This window comes from Sulfurospirillum cavolei (assembly GCF_001548055.1).
In the GTDB taxonomy this organism is placed as follows: domain Bacteria; phylum Campylobacterota; class Campylobacteria; order Campylobacterales; family Sulfurospirillaceae; genus Sulfurospirillum.
In genome coordinates this window covers 1091423-1114627 of record NZ_AP014724.1, presented here as the reverse complement: position 1 = coordinate 1114627, position 23205 = coordinate 1091423, and the positions used below count along the sequence as shown (strand labels likewise).

Annotated in this window: 24 protein-coding genes; 11 read left to right on the top strand and 13 right to left on the bottom strand. The window is 43.2% G+C overall.

The window, feature by feature from the left end; translation table 11 throughout:
• Positions 1 to 35: 35 nt before the first annotated feature.
• Both fbaA and UCH003_RS05625 read right to left on the bottom strand, forming a co-directional pair.
• Complete coding sequence (gene fbaA, locus UCH003_RS05630) at positions 36 to 1112, bottom strand: class II fructose-bisphosphate aldolase (protein WP_144440983.1); 1077 nt, start codon at positions 1110 to 1112, stop codon at positions 36 to 38.
• A 256-nt stretch (positions 1113 to 1368) separates the two neighbouring features.
• Complete coding sequence (locus UCH003_RS05625; protein ID WP_039672628.1) at positions 1369 to 2181, bottom strand: peptidylprolyl isomerase; 813 nt, start codon at positions 2179 to 2181, stop codon at positions 1369 to 1371.
• Positions 2182 to 2306: 125 nt separating this feature from the next.
• Here UCH003_RS05625 and nth point away from each other — a divergent pair, with 125 nt between their 5' ends.
• The gene (gene nth, locus UCH003_RS05620; RefSeq protein ID WP_060825757.1) at positions 2307 to 2951 is read left to right on the top strand and encodes an endonuclease III; all 645 of its coding nucleotides are present in this window, start codon (positions 2307 to 2309) and stop codon (positions 2949 to 2951) included.
• Here the strand turns inward: nth and UCH003_RS05615 are convergent.
• Both UCH003_RS05615 and UCH003_RS05610 read right to left on the bottom strand, forming a co-directional pair.
• The gene (locus tag UCH003_RS05615; RefSeq protein ID WP_060825756.1) at positions 2948 to 3511 is read right to left on the bottom strand and encodes a thioredoxin family protein; all 564 of its coding nucleotides are present in this window, start codon (positions 3509 to 3511) and stop codon (positions 2948 to 2950) included. The two genes, nth and UCH003_RS05615, sit on opposite strands and share 4 nt — an antisense overlap.
• Positions 3512 to 3514: 3 nt before the next feature.
• A complete protein-coding gene (locus tag UCH003_RS05610; RefSeq protein ID WP_060825755.1) occupies positions 3515 to 4807 on the bottom strand; it encodes a M20/M25/M40 family metallo-hydrolase in 1293 nt (430 codons plus the stop codon).
• 44 nt (positions 4808 to 4851) lie between these two features.
• Here UCH003_RS05610 and UCH003_RS05605 point away from each other — a divergent pair, with 44 nt between their 5' ends.
• Genes UCH003_RS05605 through UCH003_RS05595 form a run of 3 tightly spaced genes read left to right on the top strand, consistent with a single transcriptional unit; the run spans position 4852 to position 6567 of the window.
• Complete coding sequence (locus UCH003_RS05605; protein WP_039672637.1) at positions 4852 to 5070, top strand: hypothetical protein; 219 nt, start codon at positions 4852 to 4854, stop codon at positions 5068 to 5070.
• Entirely contained in the window at positions 5070 to 5972 is a 903-nt protein-coding gene (cmoB, locus tag UCH003_RS05600; RefSeq protein WP_060825754.1) for a tRNA 5-methoxyuridine(34)/uridine 5-oxyacetic acid(34) synthase CmoB, read from the top strand. Before UCH003_RS05605 ends, cmoB begins: the two co-directional genes overlap by 1 nt.
• Positions 5973 to 6015: 43 nt before the next feature.
• A complete protein-coding gene (locus UCH003_RS05595) occupies positions 6016 to 6567 on the top strand; it encodes a hotdog domain-containing protein (RefSeq protein ID WP_060825753.1) in 552 nt (183 codons plus the stop codon).
• Here UCH003_RS05595 and UCH003_RS05590 read toward each other — a convergent pair.
• Positions 6564 to 7157 carry an MBL fold metallo-hydrolase gene (locus UCH003_RS05590; RefSeq protein WP_060825752.1) on the bottom strand — a complete coding sequence of 198 codons (594 nt, stop codon included), beginning with the start codon at positions 7155 to 7157 and terminating at the stop codon, positions 6564 to 6566. The two genes, UCH003_RS05595 and UCH003_RS05590, sit on opposite strands and share 4 nt — an antisense overlap.
• A 225-nt stretch (positions 7158 to 7382) precedes the next feature.
• On the opposite strand from UCH003_RS05590, the gene UCH003_RS05585 reads away from it, so the two are divergent.
• Genes UCH003_RS05585 through kdsB form a run of 6 tightly spaced genes read left to right on the top strand, consistent with a single transcriptional unit; the run spans position 7383 to position 13333 of the window.
• Positions 7383 to 8150 (top strand): NAD+ synthase, encoded by a 768-nt coding sequence (locus UCH003_RS05585; protein ID WP_060825751.1) that lies wholly within the window; start codon positions 7383 to 7385, stop codon positions 8148 to 8150.
• Between the two features lie 9 nt (positions 8151 to 8159).
• A complete protein-coding gene (locus tag UCH003_RS05580; protein ID WP_039672648.1) occupies positions 8160 to 9293 on the top strand; it encodes a DegT/DnrJ/EryC1/StrS family aminotransferase in 1134 nt (377 codons plus the stop codon).
• Entirely contained in the window at positions 9274 to 10224 is a 951-nt protein-coding gene (locus tag UCH003_RS05575) for a tetraacyldisaccharide 4'-kinase (protein WP_231964815.1), read from the top strand. Before UCH003_RS05580 ends, UCH003_RS05575 begins: the two co-directional genes overlap by 20 nt.
• 37 nt (positions 10225 to 10261) lie before the next feature.
• On the top strand, positions 10262 to 11113 hold the full coding sequence (gene argB / locus UCH003_RS05570) for an acetylglutamate kinase (protein ID WP_039672651.1): 852 nt from the start codon (positions 10262 to 10264) through the stop codon (positions 11111 to 11113).
• Between the two features lie 16 nt (positions 11114 to 11129).
• Positions 11130 to 12626: a threonine synthase gene (gene thrC / locus UCH003_RS05565; protein WP_060825750.1), complete on the top strand. Its 1497-nt coding sequence runs from the start codon at positions 11130 to 11132 to the stop codon at positions 12624 to 12626.
• A complete protein-coding gene (kdsB, locus tag UCH003_RS05560; RefSeq protein WP_060825749.1) occupies positions 12623 to 13333 on the top strand; it encodes a 3-deoxy-manno-octulosonate cytidylyltransferase in 711 nt (236 codons plus the stop codon). The genes thrC and kdsB overlap by 4 nt, the downstream gene beginning before the upstream one ends.
• On the opposite strand, the gene UCH003_RS05555 is transcribed toward kdsB, so the two are convergent.
• Positions 13320 to 13610: a hypothetical protein gene (locus UCH003_RS05555; RefSeq protein ID WP_039672655.1), complete on the bottom strand. Its 291-nt coding sequence runs from the start codon at positions 13608 to 13610 to the stop codon at positions 13320 to 13322. The genes kdsB and UCH003_RS05555 overlap by 14 nt on opposite strands.
• Entirely contained in the window at positions 13611 to 15350 is a 1740-nt protein-coding gene (gene dsbD / locus UCH003_RS05550; protein WP_060825748.1) for a protein-disulfide reductase DsbD, read from the bottom strand.
• Positions 15351 to 15452: 102 nt separating this feature from the next.
• Between dsbD and ppk2 the strand changes: the two genes are divergently transcribed.
• Positions 15453 to 16340: a polyphosphate kinase 2 gene (ppk2, locus tag UCH003_RS05545; protein ID WP_060825747.1), complete on the top strand. Its 888-nt coding sequence runs from the start codon at positions 15453 to 15455 to the stop codon at positions 16338 to 16340.
• A gap of 3 nt (positions 16341 to 16343) precedes the next feature.
• On the opposite strand, the gene UCH003_RS05540 is transcribed toward ppk2, so the two are convergent.
• The 6 genes from UCH003_RS05540 to UCH003_RS05515 form a co-directional block, all read right to left on the bottom strand.
• Positions 16344 to 17375, bottom strand: coding sequence for an HD-GYP domain-containing protein (locus UCH003_RS05540; RefSeq protein WP_060825746.1), 1032 nt, complete (start codon positions 17373 to 17375; stop codon positions 16344 to 16346).
• Between the two features lie 142 nt (positions 17376 to 17517).
• Positions 17518 to 19398 (bottom strand): molecular chaperone DnaK, encoded by a 1881-nt coding sequence (dnaK, locus tag UCH003_RS05535; RefSeq protein ID WP_039672659.1) that lies wholly within the window; start codon positions 19396 to 19398, stop codon positions 17518 to 17520.
• A 52-nt stretch (positions 19399 to 19450) separates the two neighbouring features.
• Positions 19451 to 20020, bottom strand: coding sequence for a nucleotide exchange factor GrpE (gene grpE, locus UCH003_RS05530; RefSeq protein WP_041961658.1), 570 nt, complete (start codon positions 20018 to 20020; stop codon positions 19451 to 19453).
• Between the two features lie 3 nt (positions 20021 to 20023).
• Entirely contained in the window at positions 20024 to 20827 is an 804-nt protein-coding gene (locus tag UCH003_RS05525; protein WP_039672663.1) for an HrcA family transcriptional regulator, read from the bottom strand.
• 335 nt (positions 20828 to 21162) lie between these two features.
• Positions 21163 to 21909 carry a hypothetical protein gene (locus tag UCH003_RS05520; protein WP_060825745.1) on the bottom strand — a complete coding sequence of 249 codons (747 nt, stop codon included), beginning with the start codon at positions 21907 to 21909 and terminating at the stop codon, positions 21163 to 21165.
• A 189-nt stretch (positions 21910 to 22098) separates the two neighbouring features.
• The gene (locus tag UCH003_RS05515) at positions 22099 to 22845 is read right to left on the bottom strand and encodes a hypothetical protein (RefSeq protein WP_060825744.1); all 747 of its coding nucleotides are present in this window, start codon (positions 22843 to 22845) and stop codon (positions 22099 to 22101) included.
• Between the last annotated feature and the right edge of the window lie 360 nt (positions 22846 to 23205).

Here is a 23205-nt window from a genome sequence, read left to right as displayed (position 1 = left end):
GACAAAGGTCAAGACCTCTTTCGAGGCCTTGTATTTTAAAGACGATTCATACAATTAAGTGCGTCAAAAGCTTGAAGCAATCGAGCTTTAAGAGCTTCTTCGCCCGCTCTCAACCATTTGCGCGGATCGTAGTATTTTTTATTGGGTTTATCGTCGCCTTCAGGATTGCCGATTTGGCCTTGAAGATACGGAGCGTATTTTTCGGCATACCCTTTAACGCCTTCCCAAAAAGCCCATTGCGTATCGGTGTCGATGTTCATTTTGATCACGCCGTAACCGACCGCTTCGCGAATATCCGTAAGCTCGCTACCGCTACCGCCGTGAAAAACGAAATTAACGGGTTTTGCCATCGTTGCAAATTTGGTTTCGATGTATTTTTGAGAATTATCCAAAATTTTCGGCGTTAAATGAACGTTTCCGGGCTTGTAAACGCCGTGAACGTTTCCAAACGATGCGGCAACCGTAAAATAAGGGCTGATTTTCATTAAGGTTTCATACGCATACGCCACGTCTTGCGGTTGCGTGTAAAGTGCCGAGTTATCAAGTCCCGTATTGTCGACGCCGTCTTCTTCGCCGCCCGTGCAACCCAGTTCGAGTTCAAGCGTCATACCGATTTTACTCATACGCGCCAAATACTCCGCACACGTTTTGACGTTTTGTTCTAAAGGTTCTTCCGAAAGGTCTAACATGTGAGAACTAAAAAGCGGTTTACCCGTTTGTGCAAAATGTGCTTCACTTGCCTTTAAAAGCTCGTCGATCCACGGTAATAGTTTGCGTGCGGCATGATCGGTATGCAAAATAACCGCAACCCCGTATGCTTCGGCTACGGTATGCACATGTAACGCTCCGCTAATCGCACCCAACACGCCGGCTTGGAGACCGCTCACACCTTTTCCCGCATAAAACTCGGCACCGCCGTTAGAAAATTGAATAATCACCGGCGAATGAGCCGCTTTTGCCGCTTCTAAAACGGCATTGATCGAATCGGTTCCCACGACGTTAACCGCAGGAATAGCATAGGCATTCGCTTTTGCGATTGCAAACACTTTTTGCACGTCTTCACCCGTCACGACACCCGGTTTTACAAAATCAAAAATTTTTGCATTCACCATAAAACGCCTTTGTTTTTAATTTTTACACGCCTTCCGGGCAAAGCCCGAAAAGCTACGCTTCGCTTTGACTAAAGCTTGCCTCGTGCGAGGCAGAAAAAACTGCCTCACTTTAACGCTTTATCATTTTAACGCCTTAACGGCAAAGCCCGAAAAGCTACGCTTCGCTTTGACTAAAGCTTGCCTCGTGCGAGGCAGAAAAAACTGCATTTATCTTGTTTTCACGCCTTAACGGCAAAGCGTAAGGCGTGTCATTTGACTATTTCGTCGTTACTTTAGCGTTTTGGCGTAATTTTTTAGCTTTTTCGGAAACTTGAACACGGAATTTTTCCATTTTCAAACCGTTTTCGATGTTAGCTTTAACCGTTTCAAACGTTGCTTTTTCAGCCGCTTTCGTATCTTCGACTAAAATAACGTGGTATCCGAATTGTGTTTGAACGGGAACTTTTGTAATTTCGCCTTTTTTAAGCGCAAATGCTGCATCCGCAAAAGGTTTTACCATTTGATTTGCCGCAAACCAACCGAGATCGCCGCCGCCTTGACCACTAGGACCCGTTGATTTGGTCGTTGCAAGTTCAATGAATTTATCGGCAAGTTTTTGACCGGAAAGGCCGTCGAGTTGTTTGATGACGTCTTTAGCTTCTTCTTCCGTTTTAACGAGGACATGTCGTGCTTTTACGGTTGCCGGTTGCATAAATTTATCGGCATTTTTATCGTAATAGTCTTTGACTTCTTGAGGGCTTACTTTGACGCCGTCAAAGATTTTTTTCATCCAAACTTCAAGGGCGAGATCGCTCTTAATGCGTTTGAGTGCTTCGGCATAATCTTTGTCTTTTTCGACGCCGCTTTTCATCGCTTCGGCGGTTAACAATTTACGTTCAATCGCTTGCTCGACGATTTTTTGTTTGGCATCTTCGGGGAGTGTCTCAAACTTTGCACCTTGCATTGCGCGCATTAATACCGCAATATCTTGATCCGTTACGTCTTCGCCGTTAACGGTTGCAAAAACCGTCGCATTTAAACTCACGCCAAGTACTGCCGCGGCAATACTACTTAGAATAATTTTTTTCACTCAAGTCCTTTAAGAAAGTTATTGTGGAATTCTATCTAAAATGATATTACGATTTCTTAAATAAAGTGTTAATTTCAAGGATTAGCGGTATAATTTTTCCAAAAAGAATCAAGGTTTAGTCAATTATGAAAAAAGCCGCCGCCAAAGAAGTTCAAGCCATTAAAGCCTTTTTTTTAGAGCATTATGCGCAAGCCGTTACGGAATTACGCTATCACTCGTTGTACGAGCTTTTGGTATGCGTTATGCTCTCCGCACAATGCACCGACAAACGCGTCAACATCATTACTCCCGAGCTTTTTAAACACTACCCGGACGTCCAAGCCTTAGCTTCCGCCGATCTTGAAAACGTCAAAGCCCTGATTCGTTCGTGTTCGTTCTTTAACAACAAAGCACAAAACCTCGTCAAGATGGCGCAAACCGTCGTTCAAACATACGGCGGAGAAATTCCGCTTGACGAAACGCAACTGATCACACTCGCGGGAGTCGGACAAAAAACGGCTCACGTCGTTATGATCGAGTACGCCAAAGCGAATTTGATGGCGGTCGATACGCACGTTTTTCGCGTCGCTCACCGATTGGGGCTTTCAAATGCTAAAACAGCCGTTAAAACCGAAGAAGAGTTAACGAAACTTTTTAAGAACGATTTGGATACGCTCCATCAAGCGATGGTATTGTTCGGCAGATACCATTGCAAAGCGATCAAGCCGCTTTGCGATACCTGCCTTTTGCAGCCTTATTGTAAAAGTAAAGACGGGTTTAAAGCCGTTTAACCCGTGACCGTATCGATCCATTTGATCGAACATCCCATGGAGGGGTGTTGGACTTTGGGGGCTTCTTGTTTGCTAAAAAGCAACATAATCGCTTCGCGGAGCTCTTCTTCTTTTACGGCGGATTCATCGCGCCAATTATCGTCGATACGCCCGTGATAATAGAGCTTTTGCTCCGCATCGAATAAAAAGATATCGGGTGTACATGTCGCGCCCAAACTCTGAGCGACTTCTTGTTTTTCATCAATCAAATACGGGAAGAAAATGCCCATTTCGGCAATTTTATCGCGCATATGCGCCGGCGAATCTTCCGGATAATTGGGATGAATGTTCGGGTTAATCGCAACGGTCGAAATATCCAATTTTTTCGCAAACTCCGCTACGGCGACCAGACGTTTCCACACCGCGTTGGCATAAGGGCAATGATTACACATCACCGCCAGCAAAAAACCGCCTTTACCGAAGAGCGTTTTGCTACTCAACCCGTTTCCGTCGGGATCTTCAAGACTAAAATGTTTAAGCGGCGTACCTAAAGCAATAGGAGCCGATTGAATCAGTGCCATGAGTTAATCCTTATAAAATGAAATAATTTTTTGAACGACCTGTGCAATGCGTTCTACCGAATCCAAATCGCACTCTTCGCGTACCGCATGGGGATAGCGAATCGTAGGTCCGATGGAGACCGCTTCAATTTTTTTCGATTGGCGCGCGACGAGTTCACCGCATTCGAGCCCTGCATGAATGGCTTTAAAGACGGCATGCGGGTAAAAAGTTTGCATGGCGTCTCGTACAACGTCGGCAAAAGCACCGACGGAAGGCTTCCATGCTCCGTGTCCGCCTTCTAGCTTACATGTAAAGCTAAAACCCTTAAAAAACGCCGTCGTTTCGTTTGCAAGTATAGCTAAATTTTCATCATCCATCGCACGAATCGACACTTCGACGTGAAGTTCGTTTTGCTTTTGCGTCACGATACCTAAATTCATGCTCAAAGAGGGAATATCCAAGGTTTTGTCCCATGCGCGAACGCCTTGAGCAAAAGCACCCAAAGCACTGACGATACGATCGCTTTGAACGAGTGCGTGCGTAAAACGTGCGTCTTCAAGGCGTCGTACCCGTATGCGAGGATCGGTGATGCCTAAAGGGTGAGAACACGCAACGACTGCCGTAGCACTTTTAGGAATGGCATTTAAACGTTCTCCGCCCTCAATCGAAACGAGTCGAATCTCTTTGTGATGCAATAACTCGTACGCCAATGCTTTAATCGCCGAGGGGATCGGTTTATCGATATCGACGCCCGAATGACCGCCTAAAAAATCAAATGCATGCACTTCGTAAAGCAATGCCTCTTTTTCCAACGGCGCGTACGTGAGCTCTAGCGTTGCATGCACGTCAACGCCTCCGGCGCAACCGATGTAAATTTCGCCCGCTTCTTCCGCATCTAAATTTAAAATATAATCCGATCGTAACGGTAATGAAAATCCCATCGCACCTAAAAGTCCGACCTCTTCGTCGCTCGTAAAAAGGCATTCCAAATCGTCGTGACGCTCCATCGCCCAGAACATGATCGCCATGCCCATACCGTTGTCCGCACCGAGCGTCGATGCGCGCGCTTTGAGCCAAGAATCCTCTTGATAAAGCACTATCGGATCGGTATCGCCGATGCATACCATATCGTAATGCGCCTGCAAACAAACGTGCGGCGTTCCTTTGACGCATAAAACGTTACCGCAAGCGTCTTCTCGCACCCCAAAGCCTAAATCGGAAGCAAAATGCTTAATAAAATCCTTCATTTTTTCGGCATGGTAACTGCAACGGGGAATCGTGCTAATCGCTTTAAAATGTTCTAAAATCGCTTGCATACTGACCCTTGAAAAATTAATCGTCGAATGGTATTATACCCGCTATGAAAACAATATTAATCCTTTTACCTCTTTTTATTTTTCAAGGATGCCTCTATTTTAACGATCGCGGCGTATCGGGAAGATACTATAACGATTGCAAGGAATACTACGATTCGATGGGCGTCTATCACAAAACGTGCGACGAAAATATCGTGGATTATAAAACCGTCACCGACGGCGTGGGTAAAGGCGTCGATAAAACTAAAAGCCTTTTTGAATAATGTCTTCTTTGGATGCGATTCGCCAAGAGCGCCTTGCTTGGCTTGAGTGGAAAGATATTAAGCCGATGCGAGAAGCTCTTGCTTTGCTTCCGCAGTTTGAAAACCTACATGTAACACTTGAAGACTGCATTCACGTCGATGACGCTTCCGTTTCTTCAACAGTACGAAACCTCGTTCACGAGTGCGCTCAAAAACTGATGCCGTGGCGAAAAGGACCGTTTCGACTTTTCGATACCTTCATCGATACCGAATGGCAAAGCTTTATCAAATACAACCTTTTAGAACCTCATTTTGATTTGTCGGATAAAATCGTCGGCGATATCGGTTGTAACAACGGCTATTACCTTTTTCGCATGTTAATGCAAAAGCCTAAAAAATTGGTCGGATTCGACCCTTCCGCTTTGTACAAAACCCAATTTGACTTTATCAATCGTTTTGTTCAAAGCGACATCGTCTACGAAATGCTCGGCGTCGAACACCTTCCCCTGTACGAACACCGTTTCGATACGCTTTTTTGTTTAGGAGTTTTGTACCACCGAAGCGATCCGATTCAAACCCTCAAAGCACTCTATCAAGGCTTAAATCAAGGAGGCGAACTCTTCTTGGATACCTTTATGATCGACGGAGAGAGCCCCGTTGCACTTTGCCCCGCACAAACCTATTCTAAAATCCCCAACGTCTATTTCGTTCCGACGGTTCAAGCCCTTTTCAATTGGCTGGAACGCGCTAAATTTAAAGACGCGGAAGTCTTGGAAATCAAAGTTACCGATACGAACGAACAACGTAAAACCGAATGGATTTTCGGCGAGAGTTTGGAACAGTTTTTAGACCCGAAAGACCCGAGTCGCACAATAGAGGGATATCCCGCTCCAAAACGCGTCTACGTTAAAGCAAAACGCTAAAACGCCGATTTGTTTTTCATAAATTTTAGAGCAAGGATGCTAGATGGGCAAGAATAAGTTAGGACTCGTCAAAGAGATGATCGAAAATACGGCGGCATACGACGAGGCAGTATCCGAAGAGAATGCCGATGAGTCGATGCTCGACGAAAACGTAATCGACTTCCACGAAGGACTTAAAACCCATCAAAAAATCAAAAATGCCTACGTTGGCTCATTAAGTGCTCTTTCAAAAAATAATGCCAAAGTCGTCTTTCAAACCACCTACGAAATGGCGGTAGACGATTTAGGATTGGTGCATAACGGTTTTATTTTCGGTGCGGCGGAGTATGCCGCCGTTGCCGCCATCAACGAAGCCAATCTCGTCGTCATCGGATGCCGCTCGAAATTTTTTGCGCCTGCGCGCGTCGGCGATATTATCTCCTTTGAAGCCAAAGGACGGTTTGAAGAAGCGCGTAAACGCGAAGTCAAAGTCGTCGGTATCATCAACGAAATCAAAGTGTTTGAAGGCGTTTTTCAAGCCGTTTTACTCGAACACCATATTTTAGAAACGAAATTAGACGATTTACAAGCCAATCTCGCCAAAGAGTTTGCTTAAAAATACTCTAGCCAATACGGTATGTTCTTCTGTTCCTCTTTAACGCTGGTTTTCTCGCCGTGTCCGGGAAAGATTTCCCAATCGTCTTGAAGTGTTAAAAACTGCTCTAAACTGCGTCGCATTTGAGAAGCATCGCTGTAAGGAAAATCGTACCTACCGATCGATCGGCGAAAAATAAAATCCCCGCTAAACAGTTTATCGGCAATACGAATCATACTACATCCGGGCGTATGTCCCGGACAATGCAAAAACGTGACGTCGATACCCTCTATCGTAAAGCTTTGGTTACCCTCAACTTCCACGTCGGCTTTCGATGAAGGCGTTCCTTGTAAAAAAGGATCGTTTTCGAGCATAAAGCAATCGTCTTTGGGTGCATAAATAGGCACGGCAAATCGCTTAACCAATGCGGCGTTACTCCAAATATGATCGAAATGACCGTGCGTATTTAAAATGGCGACCGGATGCTTTACGTTACGCTCCACCCAAGCAAACGCATCGACACCCGGATCGATAATCAGTTCTTTATCCTTTATTTTGACGATATAACAGTTCGTTCCGTACGCGCCGCATGCGCGATGCATTATTTCCATCATCGATCCTTCTAAGACTAAAAGAGCCATTTTAAAAAGTGTAACATAACTCTTCTTGGATTTCTTTTGAAGCTTAAAAGAATGCATTAATTTTATCTTGTGTATAATTAGTCGACTTAGGCGTGCACGGATAGGTTACATGTCAGTCTAAGCCGCCATGCAAAGACAAAGAGTTACGCAAAAACGTTTAGAAAGTCGTTGCTCACATTTTGTAAAGGTCGTAGTATGAACAAATATGAAAAAATCGAAGCTTACTTGGTTCAATTTTTGAAAGACGAAGTCGCCAAAGCGGGATTTTCCAAAGTCGTTTTAGGCATTAGCGGCGGCGTAGACTCTGCCGTGGTGGCTCTTTTAGCACGTCAAGCGTTTCACAACGATCTTTTGGGACTGATGCTTCCGGCTTCAACTTCCAGTAACGCTAGCATAGAACATGCAAGCGAATTATGCGAAAAATTCGGCATTCGCTATGAAAAAATTCCCGTAGGGTCATTAGTCGATCTCTACTTCAGCCATCATCCCGACGCTTCAAAACTGCGTATCGGAAATTTTAGTGCGCGTATGCGTATGTCTGTTTTATACGATATTTCCGCACGTGAAAACGCACTGGTTTTAGGTACGGGCAATAAAAGCGAAATTCTATTAGGATACGGTACGATTTTCGGCGATTTGGCATGCGCGATCAATCCCATCGGGAACCTTTACAAAACGGAAATTTTTGAACTGGCACGTCATTTAGGCGTCCCCGATTCTATCTTAAACAAAGCTCCTTCCGCCGATTTATGGGAAGACCAAAGCGACGAAGGCGAGTTCGGGTTTACCTACGCTCAAATCGACAAAGTCCTCTTTGCCCATATCGAAGAAAAGAAAGATAAAAATGCTCTCATTGCGCTCGGTTTCGAACGTGAACTGGTCGAAACGACCCTGAATCGTATCGAAAACAATCGTTTCAAAGGTAAACTTCCCACTATCGCTGATTTACATAGCGTCAAATAAAGGACTATTATGAAAGAAATACCGTTTTACAAGCCTTACATCGATCAACGCGAGCGTTCCTTAATCAACGAAGTCTTGGATTTGGAAAAAGCCAATAAAGTCGAAACGCTTGAGAAAGAATTTATCAAGTACATCGATTGCGGCGATGCGATTTCAACCGTAAACGGTACGGCGGCAATGCATCTTGCGATGTGCGCGTTGGATCTCAAACGCGGCGATAAAATCATCTGTTCGGTGAACGCTTTTCCTTCCGTAGCCGAAGTCGTACGTCATTTTGACGCCGAGCCGATTTTTGTCGATATCGACAAAGACGATTTTAACATCGACGTCGATCAGCTCGAAAGTGTTCTTAAAAACAACAAAGCTAAAAAACTCAAAGGTGCGTTTATCAGCCATATCGCGGGGCAACCTGCCGATATGAATCGCATTTACGAATTGGCGCGCCATTACGACATTAAAATCGTCGAAGATGCAACCGCGGCACTCGGTGCAACGTACGAGAAGAAAAAAATAGGCTCACTTGAAGCCGATATTACCGTTTTTCGCTTCAATCCACAATCCAATTACTCCGTCTCCAGTGCGGGCATTATGACGACCAAAGACGAAGAGTTAAGCCGTCGTGCACGCCTTTTGCGTAACCATGCGATCGTCAGCGAAGGCTGGGATAAATTCGGCAACATCGGTTACGTGTACGACGTCGTCGATATCGGACTCAAATACGATCTCAACGAGCTTAATGCCGCTTTTGCGATCGGACAATTGGAAAAAAACGACGATTTTATCGAACGAAGAATGGAAATCGCCGATATTTACAACCGTGAACTCGCTTCGTGCCCGCACGTCAGCACTCCGATCAAAAAACGCGATCATGTTTACACGCAATACATCATTAAAATCGATAAGAATCGCGATAATTTTGCTCGCGAATTGAAAGATAAAGGTATTTACACGGGACTTCATTTTATTCCCCTACACCTTTTAAGCTACTACAAACACAAATACAACTTACGGGTTAACGATTTTCCAAAAGCTCTCAGCAACTATCAGCAAATTCTCTCTTTGCCGATTTATTCGAGCCTCAGCGATAAAGAGGTTTTACACGTGTGCGAACAGATTAAAGAAATTGCAAAAAACCGTGTTTAAAAACCCTAAATTCGTTTTATGGGTAGAAGAGTATCTCTTTTACCCTCATACGTTGAGTCACAAGCTTCTTTCGTATGCTCTCTTGCCGATCAGCTTTCTTTATTGTGCGATCACCCTTTTTAAACGTTATCGAGGAAAAAAGAAACGATTGAGTTTTGGAATTCCGATTGTCAGTGTCGGCAATTTAACCCTCGGAGGCAACGGAAAAACACCTTTTTGCATTACGCTAGCGCAACAGTATGACAACGTTGCCGTCATTTTACGAGGATACGGAAGAAAATCGCACGGTATGCTGGTCGTCAGCGATCGCGGACAAATGATGTGCGATGCGATGGCAAGCGGCGATGAAGCGATGTTGTACGCCAAAGCCTTGCCCGAAGCTACCGTCATCGTCAGCGAAGACCGCGTCGATGCAATTCGCCTTGCCAAGAAAAAAGGGGCAAAACTCATCTTTTTGGACGACGGTTTTTCCAAAAGCCATATCGCTAAAATCGATATTTTAATGAAACCCAATCCCGAGCCGATCAATGCATTTTGCCTTCCGAGCGGTCCGTATCGGGAACCTCGCTTTTTATACCAAAAAGCCGATCTGATTATTACCGAAGGCGTTGATTTTTTCCGTCGCGTCGAGGTCATTGCGCCGACGCGCAAAATGCTACTGGTCACCGCCATTTCCAAACCGAGCCGCTTAGACGCTTATCTCCCCGATAACGTGATCGGCAAAGTCGCCTTTCCCGATCATTACATGTACACGGAAAAAGAGCTTGAAACGCTGATGCACGAGCATCAGGCGACTTCAATACTCACGACGCAAAAAGACGCCGTTAAAATGGCAACGTTTGATCTGCCGCTTTCTATTTTAAAACTCGACATCGACATCTTCCCCGAAACGCTGACAAAAATCAACGCACTTTTAGCTCCTAAACGCTAAAATAATTCCTCTGAAATTGTCCCCAAAGGATACGAACGTGCAACATAAAATTCATCAAGCACAAATCTTAATGGACGCGCTTCCTTATATTAAACTTTTTAATAAAAAAACCATCGTGATCAAATACGGCGGTGCGGCGCAAATCAACCCCGAACTCAAAGAAAAATTTGCCAAAGACTTGGTGCTGCTTTACCTTGTCGGCATTAAACCTATCATCGTTCACGGCGGCGGCAAAAAAATCAATGCGCTTTTGGATAAACTCGACGTACAAAGCAGTTTCGTCGACGGCCTTCGCGTCACGGACGAACATGTCATGGAAGTCGTCGAAATGGTTTTAAGCGGTAGCATCAATAAAGAGATTACGACGCTTTTGAACCATAACGGCGCAAAAGCCATCGGCATCACGGGAAAAGACGCCAATTTTATGCGTGCAAAACCTCTAAGCGAAGGACGCTACGGTTTGGTCGGCGATATTACGCATATTAATAAAAAAGTGATCAAAAAATTGATGGAAGAGAAATTTATTCCCGTCATTGCACCGATTGCCGCAGGCGATACACCCGAACATCCCGGATACAACATTAACGCCGATCTTGCCGCCAGTAAGATCGCCGTGGCGCTCAAAGCCAAAAAAATCATCTTCTTAACCGATACTCCGGGTGTTCTCGATAAAGAAGGCAATCTGATTTCCGTTTTAGATAAAGCAAAAATCAAAGAACTCAAAAAAGACGGCACGATCAGCGGAGGAATGATTCCCAAACTTGATGCGTGCTTGGAAACCGTTCGTGCGGGCGTCGAATGTGCACATATCATCGACGGACGCATCGAACACTCGATTTTATTAGAGCTTTTTACCAAAGACGGTATCGGCACCATCATTAAAGAATAAGAGCTAAAGGAATTCCATGTTTATCGAAACTCGCGGAAACGACGGCATTAAACCTCAAAACGTCCCGTTTTCGTTTGCTATTTTAAATCCAAGCGCAAGCTTCGGCGGGCTTTACGTACCCGAAACACTCCCTAAAATCGATACCGATTTTTTAGAAAAAGCCGTTCATAAAAGCTACAAAGAGATTACGTTCGATATTTTACGTCTTTTTCAAATCGATATCGAAGAAAAAGTGATCCAAGAAGCACTCGCGCTTTACGATGCATTTGACGATGCAAAAGAACCTACGCCGCTTGTGCAAATCGAAAACGACCTTTTCGTTAACGAGCTCTACCACGGACCGACGCGCGCCTTTAAAGACATGGCATTGCAACCTTTCGGTTATATTCTCTCCCATCTTGCACAACAACGAAACGAACAGTACCTTATTTTAGCGGCAACCAGCGGCGATACGGGACCTGCGACATTGGATACCTTTGCCGATAAAGCGAATATTCACGTCGCATGCCTTTATCCAAGCGGCGGAACAAGCGACGTACAACGTCTTCAAATGACGACGCAAAAAAGTAGCAACCTTAAAGTCATCGGCATTCACGGTAACTTCGACGATGCACAAAACGCACTCAAAACGCTCTTAGCTTCACCTACGTTCAAAGAAGCTCTGCATGCAAAACAGATGAAACTCAGTGCCGCCAATTCGGTTAATTTCGGGCGCATTATCTTTCAGATCGTTTATCACATTTACGCCTATATCGCGTTACTGAAACAACGTAAAGCAACGCTAGGAGAACCTTTTTACACGATTATTCCAAGCGGAAATTTCGGAAACGCTTTGGGAGCTTACTATGCTAAAAAAATGGGATTGCCGATTGAAAAAATCCTAATCGCTTCCAATATCAACAATATTTTAACCGACCTGATTACGACGGGTGTTTACGACTTGCGTCATCGAAGCTTGCTGCAAACCACTTCGCCGGCGATGGATATTTTGATCTCCTCCAACGTCGAGCGCGTTTTATTCGATAAGTTCGGAGCTATGCGTACCAAAGAGCTGATGGAGTCGCTCAAAGAAAACAAAGTCTATACGCTAAACGATCAAGAGCGTTTAGCTTTACAAGAAGATTTTGCGGCGGTGTATTGCGACGACGATTTCGGCAAAGAGCAAATCCGTCATTATGCCGATAAAGGCTATGTACTCGATCCGCATACGGCAACGTGCCTCAAAGCCTATCAAACGCTGAAAGCCAAACCGCTTACGTGCGTTCTATGCTCAACCGCCGAATGGACGAAATTTGCACCCACAATGCTTAACGCTCTTCGACACGATACACTCAAATACAGCGATAAAGAGGCATTGGAAGGCATCGCTCAAACCTTACATGTCACGATTCCGCCTTGCATTCAAAACCTCTTTAACGAAACGATCATTCACGATCGCGTCGTTGAAAAAGATCGCATCGAAGAAGAGATTTTTGATTTCTTAAACGCTACATGTCAAAAGGATGCACAGTGATTATCATCCCAGCACGTTTTGCATCGACGCGCTTTCCCGGTAAGATTTTAGCTCCAATTGACGGTATTCCGATGGTGATCGCAACCGCTAAGCGCGTAGAACATCTCGACGATGTTGCGATTGCCGCCGATACGGCAGAAGTTGTAGCATTAGCCCAATCTTACGGATTCAAGGCGATTTTAACTTCAAAAGAGCATCAAAGCGGAACGGATCGCATTAACGAAGCCGCATCCAAACTCTGCCTTCCTTCCGACGAAATCATCGTGAACGTGCAAGCAGATGAGCCGTTTATCGAGGAAAGCGTCGTTCAACACGTGATCCAACGTGCCGAACAAACCAAAGCATTGATTACCAGCGCATGCAAACCGATCGATCTTTCACATGTCAAAGACCCCAATCTCGTCAAGGTCATTTTAGATGCCGACGATCAAGCGATCTATTTTTCCAGAAGTGCGATTCCTTATGATCGTGAAGGCGGTTTCGAGGGTTATTTCGGGCATTTAGGGATTTATGCCTTTCGTAAAGAAGCATTGGAAACTTTTTGTGCGCTTCCTTATGCACCTATTGAACATATCGAAAAACTGGAACAACTACGCGCCCTATACCACGGCTATAAAATTGCCATGGTCAAAGTGCACAGTCAAAGCTTCGGTATCGACACCCCCGAAGATTTAGAGCGCGCATTGCGCTTTTTTAACCGTTCGTAAGCACAAACTCTTGGGAAGACGTATCGAAGCGGTATGTCTCCATCGGATTTTCTCCGACTTGAAACATGATACGGCACTCTAAAAATCCTGATTTATCCAAAGCTTTACCCACGACTTCCATGATAAACGCTCGCGTACTAAACAAATGCGTCGTCGTATCGCCCTCATATGCGAACGACTCCCCGCTAATAGGCGTAAAACCCTCTTTTTTCAAATGCTTTTCAAAAACGACTTGATCGTTTAAGCCCTCGACGTCAACGACTAAAATCACTTTCATTTAGTGCCCTACTTTCTCGATATGTGTTAAAAATTCGTCGGCGTTTTTATAACCGACAAGGCGCAGTTCGCTTATTTCTTGGGCATTTTTAAAAAATAAAATTGCCGGAGGTCCGAAAATACCGAACGCTTTTTGGAGCTTTTTATCTTCATCGCTGTTGTTCGTTACGTCGATTTTCACCCGCTCCATCGTTTTGAGCTTTTCTTGAACGCGAGCGTCTTGGAACGTAAAACGCTCAAACTCGACGCAATTCACACACCAATCGGCATAAAAATCGACCATAACGGGTTTTTGCGCTTTGGCGATGAACACGTTTAACTCCTCTAACGTTTTGACATGTAACATGGAAGCGTCTGGCGAAGAGGCGGTATGAAGCCTATTTTCTTTCAACGTCAAGCGTTCAAACGGAGAAAGCGGATTGCTAGCACCGCTTAAAAGCCCAACAAATAAAGCAATCCCGTAGAGCAAAACGATAAACCAAAATCCTTTGACAAGTCTTTTCCATCCGCTCACAGTGTTCGCAAGCGGTTCGATTGCACCGAAAAAGAGCGCGGAGAGAAGGCATAAAAGCATCCACAAGCCCATCGTAACAAATGAAGGAAGGATACGAGAAAGCATCCAAACAGCCACACCCAAAAGCGTCACGCCGAAAAAAGCCGTTACGTTTTGCATCCATGCACCCGGGCGCGGCATATAGCGTCCTGCCGTCGTTCCGATTGCCAAAAGCGGAACACCCATACCCAAGCTCATGACAAACAAAGCCGTTCCGCCCAAAAGAACGTCTCCCGATTGTCCGATATAAATCAAAGCACCCGCCAAAGGAGCCGCAACGCACGGACCGACGATCAATGCCGACACAAACCCCATAACCGCGATACCCGCTATCCCTTGCGATTGTGCTTCGTCGGAAGTTTTACTAAGTCTACTTTGAATGCGGCTTGGCATCTTAATTTCAAAGAAACCGAACATCGACAATGCCAAGACGACAAACATCGCGCTAAACACGCTAATGACCCATGGATTTTGCAACGAAGCTTGTAAATTGGCCCCAAAAAGTGCCGCTAAAATTCCCGCGATCGTATACGCCGATGCCATTGAAAGAACGTATACCAACGATAAAACAAACCCTTTTTTTGCGCCCATTGCCACACTCGGCTGAGAGACGATAATGGACGAGAGGATCGGAATCATCGGAAACACGCACGGCGTAAGCGATAAAAGCAATCCAAAACCGAAAAAGCTCAAAAGAATCCAACCGTAATTGCCCTCCGCTAAACGCATCGCAATCGCGTCTTGCTCCGAAAGGGAAGTTTTAGAAGCAGCTTGTTGGTCGAATCGAAACTGTTTGACTTGCGGCTGATAACAAATTCCCATTTCCGCGCACCCTTGGTATGAGACCTTAAGCTCAAACGCGGAAGCTTGCGATGCAAGAAGATGTTCCGGAATCAATATCTCAAACGAGCGACGTTGGGTTTGGTATTCGTGAAACGATTCGGCCGGCGGGCGCGGCAAAGAAGAGGTAATATCGCTACTTTTCGGCGTTAAAAGCTCTATTTTGATCTTATCGTCGTATAAATAAACACCCTGAGCAATCGTAAACGCGATGCGAATGCCTTGAGTATCGCGCGAAGTTGTCACGTTAAACGCTTCTTCGGGAGTTAAAATTTTAGGTTTTTCGATCGCAAATAACGAAATCGCGAAGAAAAGAACTAAGCAAAAAGAGCTTACAATACGTTTCACAATGTTACCTTTAAAAAAAGAATGATTTATTGTAGCGAATAAGCCTAAATATTTTTTAAATTACAACGATTTAAAGGCATTCAAGGGCTAAAAGGAAGAGGAATGGGAAAGAAAAAGAAAACAAAAATCGCCTTTCAAAATGAAGAGATTCTTGCTTCAAAAGAAGAAAAACATGACGACAAAGTTCAAATTTGGGTCAAAAAAAGCGAGCTAAAATATGAAAAAGAGCTTACAAAACTCCAAGTCGAACTGCTAAAATTTCAAAACCATGTGAAAGATAAAGGCTTAAAAGTTCTGATTCTCGTCGAAGGACGCGATGCGGCGGGTAAAGGCGGAACGATTAAGCGCATTACCGAACATCTTAACCCGCGAGGCGCGCGTATCGTCGCACTTTCAAAGCCCTCCGATACGGAGCGTTCACAATGGTATTTCCAACGTTATACCCAACACTTACCCTCTGCCGGAGAAATCGTTTTATTTGACCGTTCATGGTACAATCGCGCCGGCGTCGAACCGGTGATGGGTTTTTGTACCCAAGAAGAACACAAAGAGTTTTTACGCGAAGTCCCAAAATTTGAAACCATGTTGGTCAATTCAGGCATTATTTTATTCAAATTCTATTTTTCGGTCGGAAAAGAAGAACAAGCCAAACGTTTTAGAGAACGAAAAACCGATCCGCTTAAACAATTTAAACTCTCTCCCGTCGATGAAAAATCGCAAGAACTTTGGGACGAATACACGGTCGCCAAATATTCCATGCTTTTAGCATCCAACAATCCGCGTTGTCCGTGGACGATTATTTTATCCGACGATAAACGCAAAGCCAGACTCAATACGATTCGCCACATCTTACAAAACGTCGATTATCCCGATAAAATTAAGAAAAAACATCTAACACTTGATCCAAACGTCGTTCGAACCGGTAAAGAAGAAATTGAGATTATGGAAAAAAGCTTACCGAGCGAAAACCTCTCTCATCTCAACGGATAAATCTTATTTTAAATCTTTAACCAAAAGATTCACATAACGCATTTCAAGCTTGTCTCGCGCCTCTAGGCGCATAAGCTTGAGTGCATTATACGTACTGAACGCACCTCGATACGGTTTAATCGTAATCATAGCATCGAACATATCGCATACCGCAAGAATTTTTCCGAACATACTGATACGATCTTCTTTAGCACCTTTGGGATACCCGCTACCGTCCAAACGCTCATGATGATCTTTAATGGCATTTAAAATCACGCGATCTTTCAGTCCGCTTTGACGAACCATGTGGGCACTCGCCTCTGCATGTCGTTGTATAAGCTTATACTCAAATTCCGATAAGAAATCCGATTTGTGTAGCAGATTTTCATCCAATTCCGTCTTACCGACATCATGCAAAATGGCGGCAATCAGCAACTTCTTTTGATCGCTAAAATCCAAATTGATATGACTTCCTATCATAGCTGCGAAAAAAGCGACTTTGACTAAATGTGCCGCCAAATCGTCTTCTTCATCCAAAAAATCATTGAACTTTGAAAGCGTTAAATGCTCACTATTAGCCACAAAAACGAATTCTTCCATTAAAAAAGATATCGCATCCACGGGAACGCGTTCGCGCTGCTTGGATTGCAACCAAGCATTTAAAAGGTACTTGGAATACGTATAGATAATCTTTAATTTATCGTGCAATGATTGCGCTTGCTTTAAAAGAGACTTCATATCATAGCATTGCGCTACAACATCCTCTAATTCCTGTGTTTCGTAAGACGTATGCTTATCACCGATTTGAGAAGCAAAGCGCTGTACATACGTTTTATAATCTTCGTATTTTCGTGTTTGAACAAAAATTTGGAGGTTTTTTTGTACCAGTTTACGATACGTCGACTCGTTCAAAAACGTACCGCTTTCTAGAACGATAAAAAAGCCGTTAAACCTTTGGATATAGCAATCAAAAGGGAGGACGGAGCCTAGTTTAAAAACCCTATTGTCTACCGGGGTAAAGCCTTGCTTCAAAAAGAGTTTAATGATTTTGCTCATAATACAACCTTGAATCTACAAGACGATTATATCAAGTGAATCATATATTTTTGTTTAAAACTTATATTTCTAATAATTAGAGGAAGGGAGGGGAAAGAGGTATCCAAGCGTGAAAACGCTTGGATACTAAAAAGAAAGAAGTTTATTCGACTTCGGCGTCGATGACGTCATCGTCTTTTTTTGCTTTTGGCTGTTCGCCTCCGGCGGCTCCGCCTTGCTCTTTTTTATACATTGCTTCGGCTAGTTTATGGCTGGCTTCGCTTAATGATTTCACTTTAGCGTCGATTTGCTCTTTGGTCGCACTTTCATTCGCGAGAACCTCTTTAAGGGCTTTAAGCTCTGCTTCGATTTTCGTTTTATCTTCGGCACTAATCGCATCACCCATCTCACCTAAAGATTTTTCGGTTTGATGCGCTAATGCATCGGCTTGATTACGTGCGTCAACCGCTTCTTTACGTTTTTTGTCCTCTTCTTTATGCAATTCTGCATCTTTAACCATTCGTTCGATTTCGGCATCATCGAGTCCCGAACTTCCGGAGATTTTAATCTCTTGAGCTTTACCCGTTGCTTTATCTTTAGCAGAAACGGTTAAAATACCGTTGGCGTCGATGTCAAAAGAGACTTCGATTTGCGGTACGCCGCGAGGTGCCGGCGGAATACTCTCAAGGTTAAATTGACCGAGCGATTTATTATCGCGTGCGAATTCACGCTCACCTTGAAGTGCGTGAATCGTAACGGCAGGTTGATTGTCTTCTGCGGTCGAAAAGACTTGCGATTTTTTAACCGGAATCGTCGTACCTTTTTCAATCAATTTCGTCATAACGCCGCCCAACGTTTCAATACCGAGGCTTAGAGGCGTAACATCGAGTAGAAGAATATCTTTGACATCGCCTTTAATAACCGCGCCTTGGATAGCCGCACCGATCGCAACAACTTCATCCGGATTGACGGATTTGTTGAGCTCTTTTTCAAAGAACTCTTTCACTTTTTGTTGAACTAAAGGTACACGCGTTGATCCGCCGACCATAACGATTTCTTTAATTTCGCCTTTTTTAAGATCGGAATCATTGACGACTTCTTTGATTTTCTTGATCGTCAATGCTACCAAATCTTCAATCATCGATTCAAATTTTGCACGCGTAAGCTTTTTGACCAAGTGTTTTGGACCGGTTGCATCGGCTGTGATAAACGGTAAATTGACCTCGGTCTCCATAGAAGACGAAAGCTCTTTTTTTGCATTTTCAGCCGCTTCTTTGAGACGTTGAAGTGCCATCACGTCCGCTTTTAAATCAATACCGTTTTCGCTTTTAAATTCACCGACTAACCAGTCGATAAGACGGTTATCAAAGTCGTCGCCGCCCAAGAAGGCATCTCCGCCTGTTGCCAATACCTCAACGACGTTATCGCCCGTTTCCAGTACGGTAACGTCGAACGTTCCGCCGCCGAGGTCGTAAACAACGATTTTTTCCGCTTCTTTTTTATCCAAACCGTAAGCTAACGCCGCCGCCGTCGGCTCGTTAATAATACGCAATACGTTCAATCCGGCAATCGTACCGGCTTCTTTGGTCGCTTTTCTTTGGCTATCGTTAAAATATGCCGGAACGGTAATAACCGCATCGGTCACGCTCTCGCCCAAAAAGCCTTCCGCGTCTTCTTTAAGTTTCATCAAGACTTTGGCACTAATTTCTTGCGGAGTGTACACTTTGCCGTCGATTTCAATCGCACATGCACCGTTTCGGTCGACAACCGCGTAAGGAAGACGTTTTTTCGCTTCACCGGCTTTTTCTTCGTTGCTCATCAAACCCATAATTCTTTTGATAGAATAGATGGTGCGCTTAGGATTCGTTACCGCTTGGCGTTTTGCCGTATCACCGACTAAAACCTCTTCTTTGTCCGTAAAAGCAACAACCGAAGGGGTCGTGTTTTTTCCTTCTTTGTTAGGAATAACTTTACTTTCTCCTCTTTCATACACGGAAACGCATGAATTGGTCGTTCCCAAATCTATACCGATTACTTTTCCCATTTTTTATCCTTTATTTAATTTTAATATAAATGCCGATAAACGCAAGATTGCTTTATTTGGCGATACTGACCATTGCCGGTCGTAAAATTCTATCCTTGATTTTATAGCCTTTTTGAAAGACTTGTAAAATCTCCCCGCTTTGCTTCTCTTCACTCTCAAGTTGCATCACCGCTTCATGAACGTTCGGATCAAAACCGCCTTCACTTTCAACCAGTTCGATTCCGTGTTTTTCAAAAGCTTTTCGGAACTGCTCAATCGTTAGTTCCAACCCTTCTTTAACCTTTCCTAAAAGTTCCGTACTATCGATTTCGGTATTTTTACCGGCTACGAGAGCCATCTCTAACGCATCGATTACGGGAAGAAGATCTCTTGCAAAGACTTCATGGGCATAAGAGATCGCCTGCATTTTCTCTTTTTCCAGGCGACGTTTGATATTATCGAAGTCGGCATTGGCTCGTAAATATTTATCTTCAAGCTCGGCAAGCTTGGTTTTTAATTGTTCGACTTCATTGTTTTCCGAACACGGCTGCGCATCGCATACCGCTTCCGAGCAAACGTCTTGCGTCACTTCCTCGGGAGCAGCTTCTTGCCGCTGTTGCTCTTCGTTTAACGGTTCATTCACGTTTTACTCCTTTACTTGATTGAAAAAATCTTCAAAATCACTCTCGATGCGACCGAAACACAACATGTCGGCCATCGCATTTTGGTCTTTTAATTGAACCTTTTGTTTTACCGCCATGCATCCAAACGGAATAAATCCGTCAAAATACAAACCGTCTTCAATCGATTCTAGAAAATGCAATCGTCTAAAACGCTCTATAAACGCATCGGTTTGAAATTCTTGCGCAATCGCATACATCTCTTTTTCGCCTTCTCGAAGAAGCGGAGATTGCTGAAAAATCATCGAAAGCTTTTCATGTAGCTCGTAAAGACCTACCTGCACGGAAATATCTTTGAGTTCGCGCATCGTACAGCCGATAAGGCGTTGAAGAAACTGCTCCACTTTCGTATTGTATTTTAATGCAACTTCGTGTGCGTCAAAGACTAAAATCAAAAAGCGATCCTGAACGGCAACGATCTCTTTAAAAATAGCTTCTGAACTTCTTTCGACGACGCAAAAAAGCTGATGTTCGTTCGTGGAACGTCTCAACTTCTCGATATTTTTAATTTCGACGGGAAGCGACGTGTCGATACGCTCTTGCCAATACCCTTGCAATGCTCGGTGTGTCGGTACGCGCCCGCTACTGACATGGAGCTGAACTAACGATCCTTCTTCGGAAAGCTTTTTAAAATAGATGCGAATCGTTGAAGGCGAAATCCCTAACGTCATCTTCATTTGAAGTTCGGATGAGCCGATAGGCATTTTCGACTTCAAATAAGCTTGAATAATCGATTCTAAAATCAACGCTTGCTTCGAAGGTTTTTTCATTTTTTAGCACTCTTGTTATTTAATTGCTGATGTAATTATACAACATTGAGTCAAGTATTGTCAAGTAATACCGTTTAAGACTGACATGTCAGAAAAAGCGTTAGTGAGATCAGGCGTAGGTCAATCATTAAAGCTTTAGGCGTATCGATACCTCCGCCTGCTTTAAACTGCCAAGTCTTATCAACAAAGCTTTAGATCTTTGACTGCTTGAATAGCTTGTTCATCGCTCAAATCACTACGTACAGAAGACGCCAGATTTTTTAAATCGGATTTTAGAGTACCATTGTTTTGAAAGACATCATACATAACCCTATCCCAAGTCGATCAAAGTGCCATTATTTAGCCTTTTTTGTTTTAGTGAAGGTTGGACTGGTAAACACACGTATCATGTAGCATAGGTCATGCTGTTCATTGTTTGCGTCATATTTGCTAATGGAAACCATATTGTTATCGTTCAGGTTTTTACTGTTATATCGATAGGGATCCCAATTATTTCTTCCATACGTATTGAAAAATGTCGCAATGTAAAAGGTATCGGCAACTTTAAACGGACGGAGTAAAACAAATGAACTGGACGTGATATAAAATTTGAAACCATCTTTGGCAACTCTTTGTACTGGAAATTCTTTATAGTGTTCATCACCTACAATAGTGCTTTGTCTGTACTTGAACTTTAAAGAACCATTCTCTTCTTGTGGTGCGTAACTGATTTGATTATAACTAGCCGTTCCATATAAACGTTCATCCAGATAGGCTACAAGCTCATCTTTGCCGTCATTGTTAATATCAAAGATGGCATTTTTACATCCCAGAGATTGCTCATTATCACAACGTGGTTCGCTATAGAGTATATCTTGGTCTCCGCTTGCACGATAAAACTCAAACTCTTTATCCCACACCACCACATTAAACTCTTTATGGTCTTTCAAGCGCACTTCTTTGTGTTTAAAAAGATCTTCATTGAACATCGTGGTGATGTTTTGACACAATTTGTCATCTTTGCTCATTACAAGTAAGTAACTATCAGCTTGTAACAGCGTATTTACCATCAAAAGCCCACTTATTAGTAGTAACCTTTTCATTTTTCTTCCTTTACATGTAAAGATTTCACTTGCCCTTGTAACCATTGATTTTCTTTCATTGCCTCTCCTTATTGTCTTTCTCTAACCAGACTTACGCCACCATTTGATTCTTTACATGTAAAACTTTTTGCATTGAAAAAGGTTTACATGTAAAGAAAGTTAAAAATTTAGACCTGACCCCTATGCTTTCTATTTTGTGTTTTTGTGTGTTCTTTGGTAGTTTAAAAGATCTGCTTTGATTTGATTCGCAAGGTCTCTTTGTCGTTTTCTGTGCTCTTCACTCCAATTAAGAAAAGCTGCACGACCCAGCATACTTTCTGGATACCAAATGCTCTGAGTGTAATAATCAACATTTTCACTTCCTTTTGCGTAATCAATGACTTTATTGGTATTGGTATTAAAAGTAAAACTAACACTTATATGCTTACCTCGATTTGAGATATCCCAAGACACGATAAGATCCTCATTGTCATTTGTGCTTTGACCTTCTATAAATACACCAACCAAACTACTTTCATATGTTAAAACTGCCGTATAGGCGTTTGGATCAATATCTATGGACACTAAATGGGTGTCTGTGTCTACCAAATAATGATTAAAACCCCTTTGATTATTGACCCATATTACTTCCCACCCTTTACAAAAGTTATGTAAAAAATCATCTACAATGGGATATTCGGTTAATGCGGCTACAACTGGACATTCTTCGTATGGTTCACAACCACAAATTTCTCCATCCAAAAATAGTTTGGCAAATTTATCCCCTGCTTCTAACAGTTTATGCATCTGTTGTTTTTCAGAAGAGGAAGCGTTTGCAACGTATGTCTTTATTGCATCAGATCCTTCAATATTTATCTCAGGTAATGATCCAGCATACGAAGTTATTCCTATAACAACGGCTAGTATATACAAGCCTTTTCGAATTTTAGGTCTCAATTTTATTTTTCCTTAAATTATTTATATTTTTCACTAATGCAATAAAACGGGTGTTTGACGTTTAACTTTCTCAAATTTCTTCTCCTGTTTTTATCTTTAAATTTGTCATATTGCCTAGCTTATGCCACCTTGGTTTGTAACTCACAATTTGCCTCCTTTGGTGTTCTTCTATTCTTTACATGTAAAGCTTTTTGGTTTGAAAAAGGTTTACATGTAATCCTAAAACTTCAATACATAATTCCCGCCAACGGGGCTAAAACTGAAATAGTGGAATGCCAAGGTTTACGTAGTTTTGAAACAAAACGCCTTAACATGGGACACTGCCAGACACGTACATACCTCTTATGATGCCCCTTTTTG

Excerpts from the sequence above, each read along its gene's own strand:
- cmoB (WP_060825754.1), top strand. The coding sequence starts at position 5,070 with ATGTCTTCTTTGGATGCGATTCGCCAAGAGCGCCTTGCTTGGCTTGAG.
- UCH003_RS05590 (WP_060825752.1), bottom strand. The coding sequence starts at position 7,157 with ATGGAAATAATGCATCGCGCATGCGGCGCGTACGGAACGAACTGTTAT.
- thrC (WP_060825750.1), top strand. The coding sequence starts at position 11,130 with ATGTTTATCGAAACTCGCGGAAACGACGGCATTAAACCTCAAAACGTC.
- ppk2 (WP_060825747.1), top strand. The coding sequence starts at position 15,453 with ATGGGAAAGAAAAAGAAAACAAAAATCGCCTTTCAAAATGAAGAGATT.
- UCH003_RS05615 (WP_060825756.1), bottom strand. The coding sequence starts at position 3,511 with ATGGCACTGATTCAATCGGCTCCTATTGCTTTAGGTACGCCGCTTAAA.
- UCH003_RS05595 (WP_060825753.1), top strand. The coding sequence starts at position 6,016 with ATGGGCAAGAATAAGTTAGGACTCGTCAAAGAGATGATCGAAAATACG.
- UCH003_RS05555 (WP_039672655.1), bottom strand. The coding sequence starts at position 13,610 with ATGAAAGTGATTTTAGTCGTTGACGTCGAGGGCTTAAACGATCAAGTC.
- nth (WP_060825757.1), top strand. The coding sequence starts at position 2,307 with ATGAAAAAAGCCGCCGCCAAAGAAGTTCAAGCCATTAAAGCCTTTTTT.
- UCH003_RS05525 (WP_039672663.1), bottom strand. The coding sequence starts at position 20,827 with ATGAAAAAACCTTCGAAGCAAGCGTTGATTTTAGAATCGATTATTCAA.
- UCH003_RS05610 (WP_060825755.1), bottom strand. The coding sequence starts at position 4,807 with ATGCAAGCGATTTTAGAACATTTTAAAGCGATTAGCACGATTCCCCGT.
- fbaA (WP_144440983.1), bottom strand. The coding sequence starts at position 1,112 with ATGGTGAATGCAAAAATTTTTGATTTTGTAAAACCGGGTGTCGTGACG.
- UCH003_RS05585 (WP_060825751.1), top strand. The coding sequence starts at position 7,383 with ATGAACAAATATGAAAAAATCGAAGCTTACTTGGTTCAATTTTTGAAA.
- UCH003_RS05540 (WP_060825746.1), bottom strand. The coding sequence starts at position 17,375 with ATGAGCAAAATCATTAAACTCTTTTTGAAGCAAGGCTTTACCCCGGTA.
- UCH003_RS05605 (WP_039672637.1), top strand. The coding sequence starts at position 4,852 with ATGAAAACAATATTAATCCTTTTACCTCTTTTTATTTTTCAAGGATGC.
- UCH003_RS05580 (WP_039672648.1), top strand. The coding sequence starts at position 8,160 with ATGAAAGAAATACCGTTTTACAAGCCTTACATCGATCAACGCGAGCGT.
- dnaK (WP_039672659.1), bottom strand. The coding sequence starts at position 19,398 with ATGGGAAAAGTAATCGGTATAGATTTGGGAACGACCAATTCATGCGTT.
- UCH003_RS05520 (WP_060825745.1), bottom strand. The coding sequence starts at position 21,909 with ATGAAAAGGTTACTACTAATAAGTGGGCTTTTGATGGTAAATACGCTG.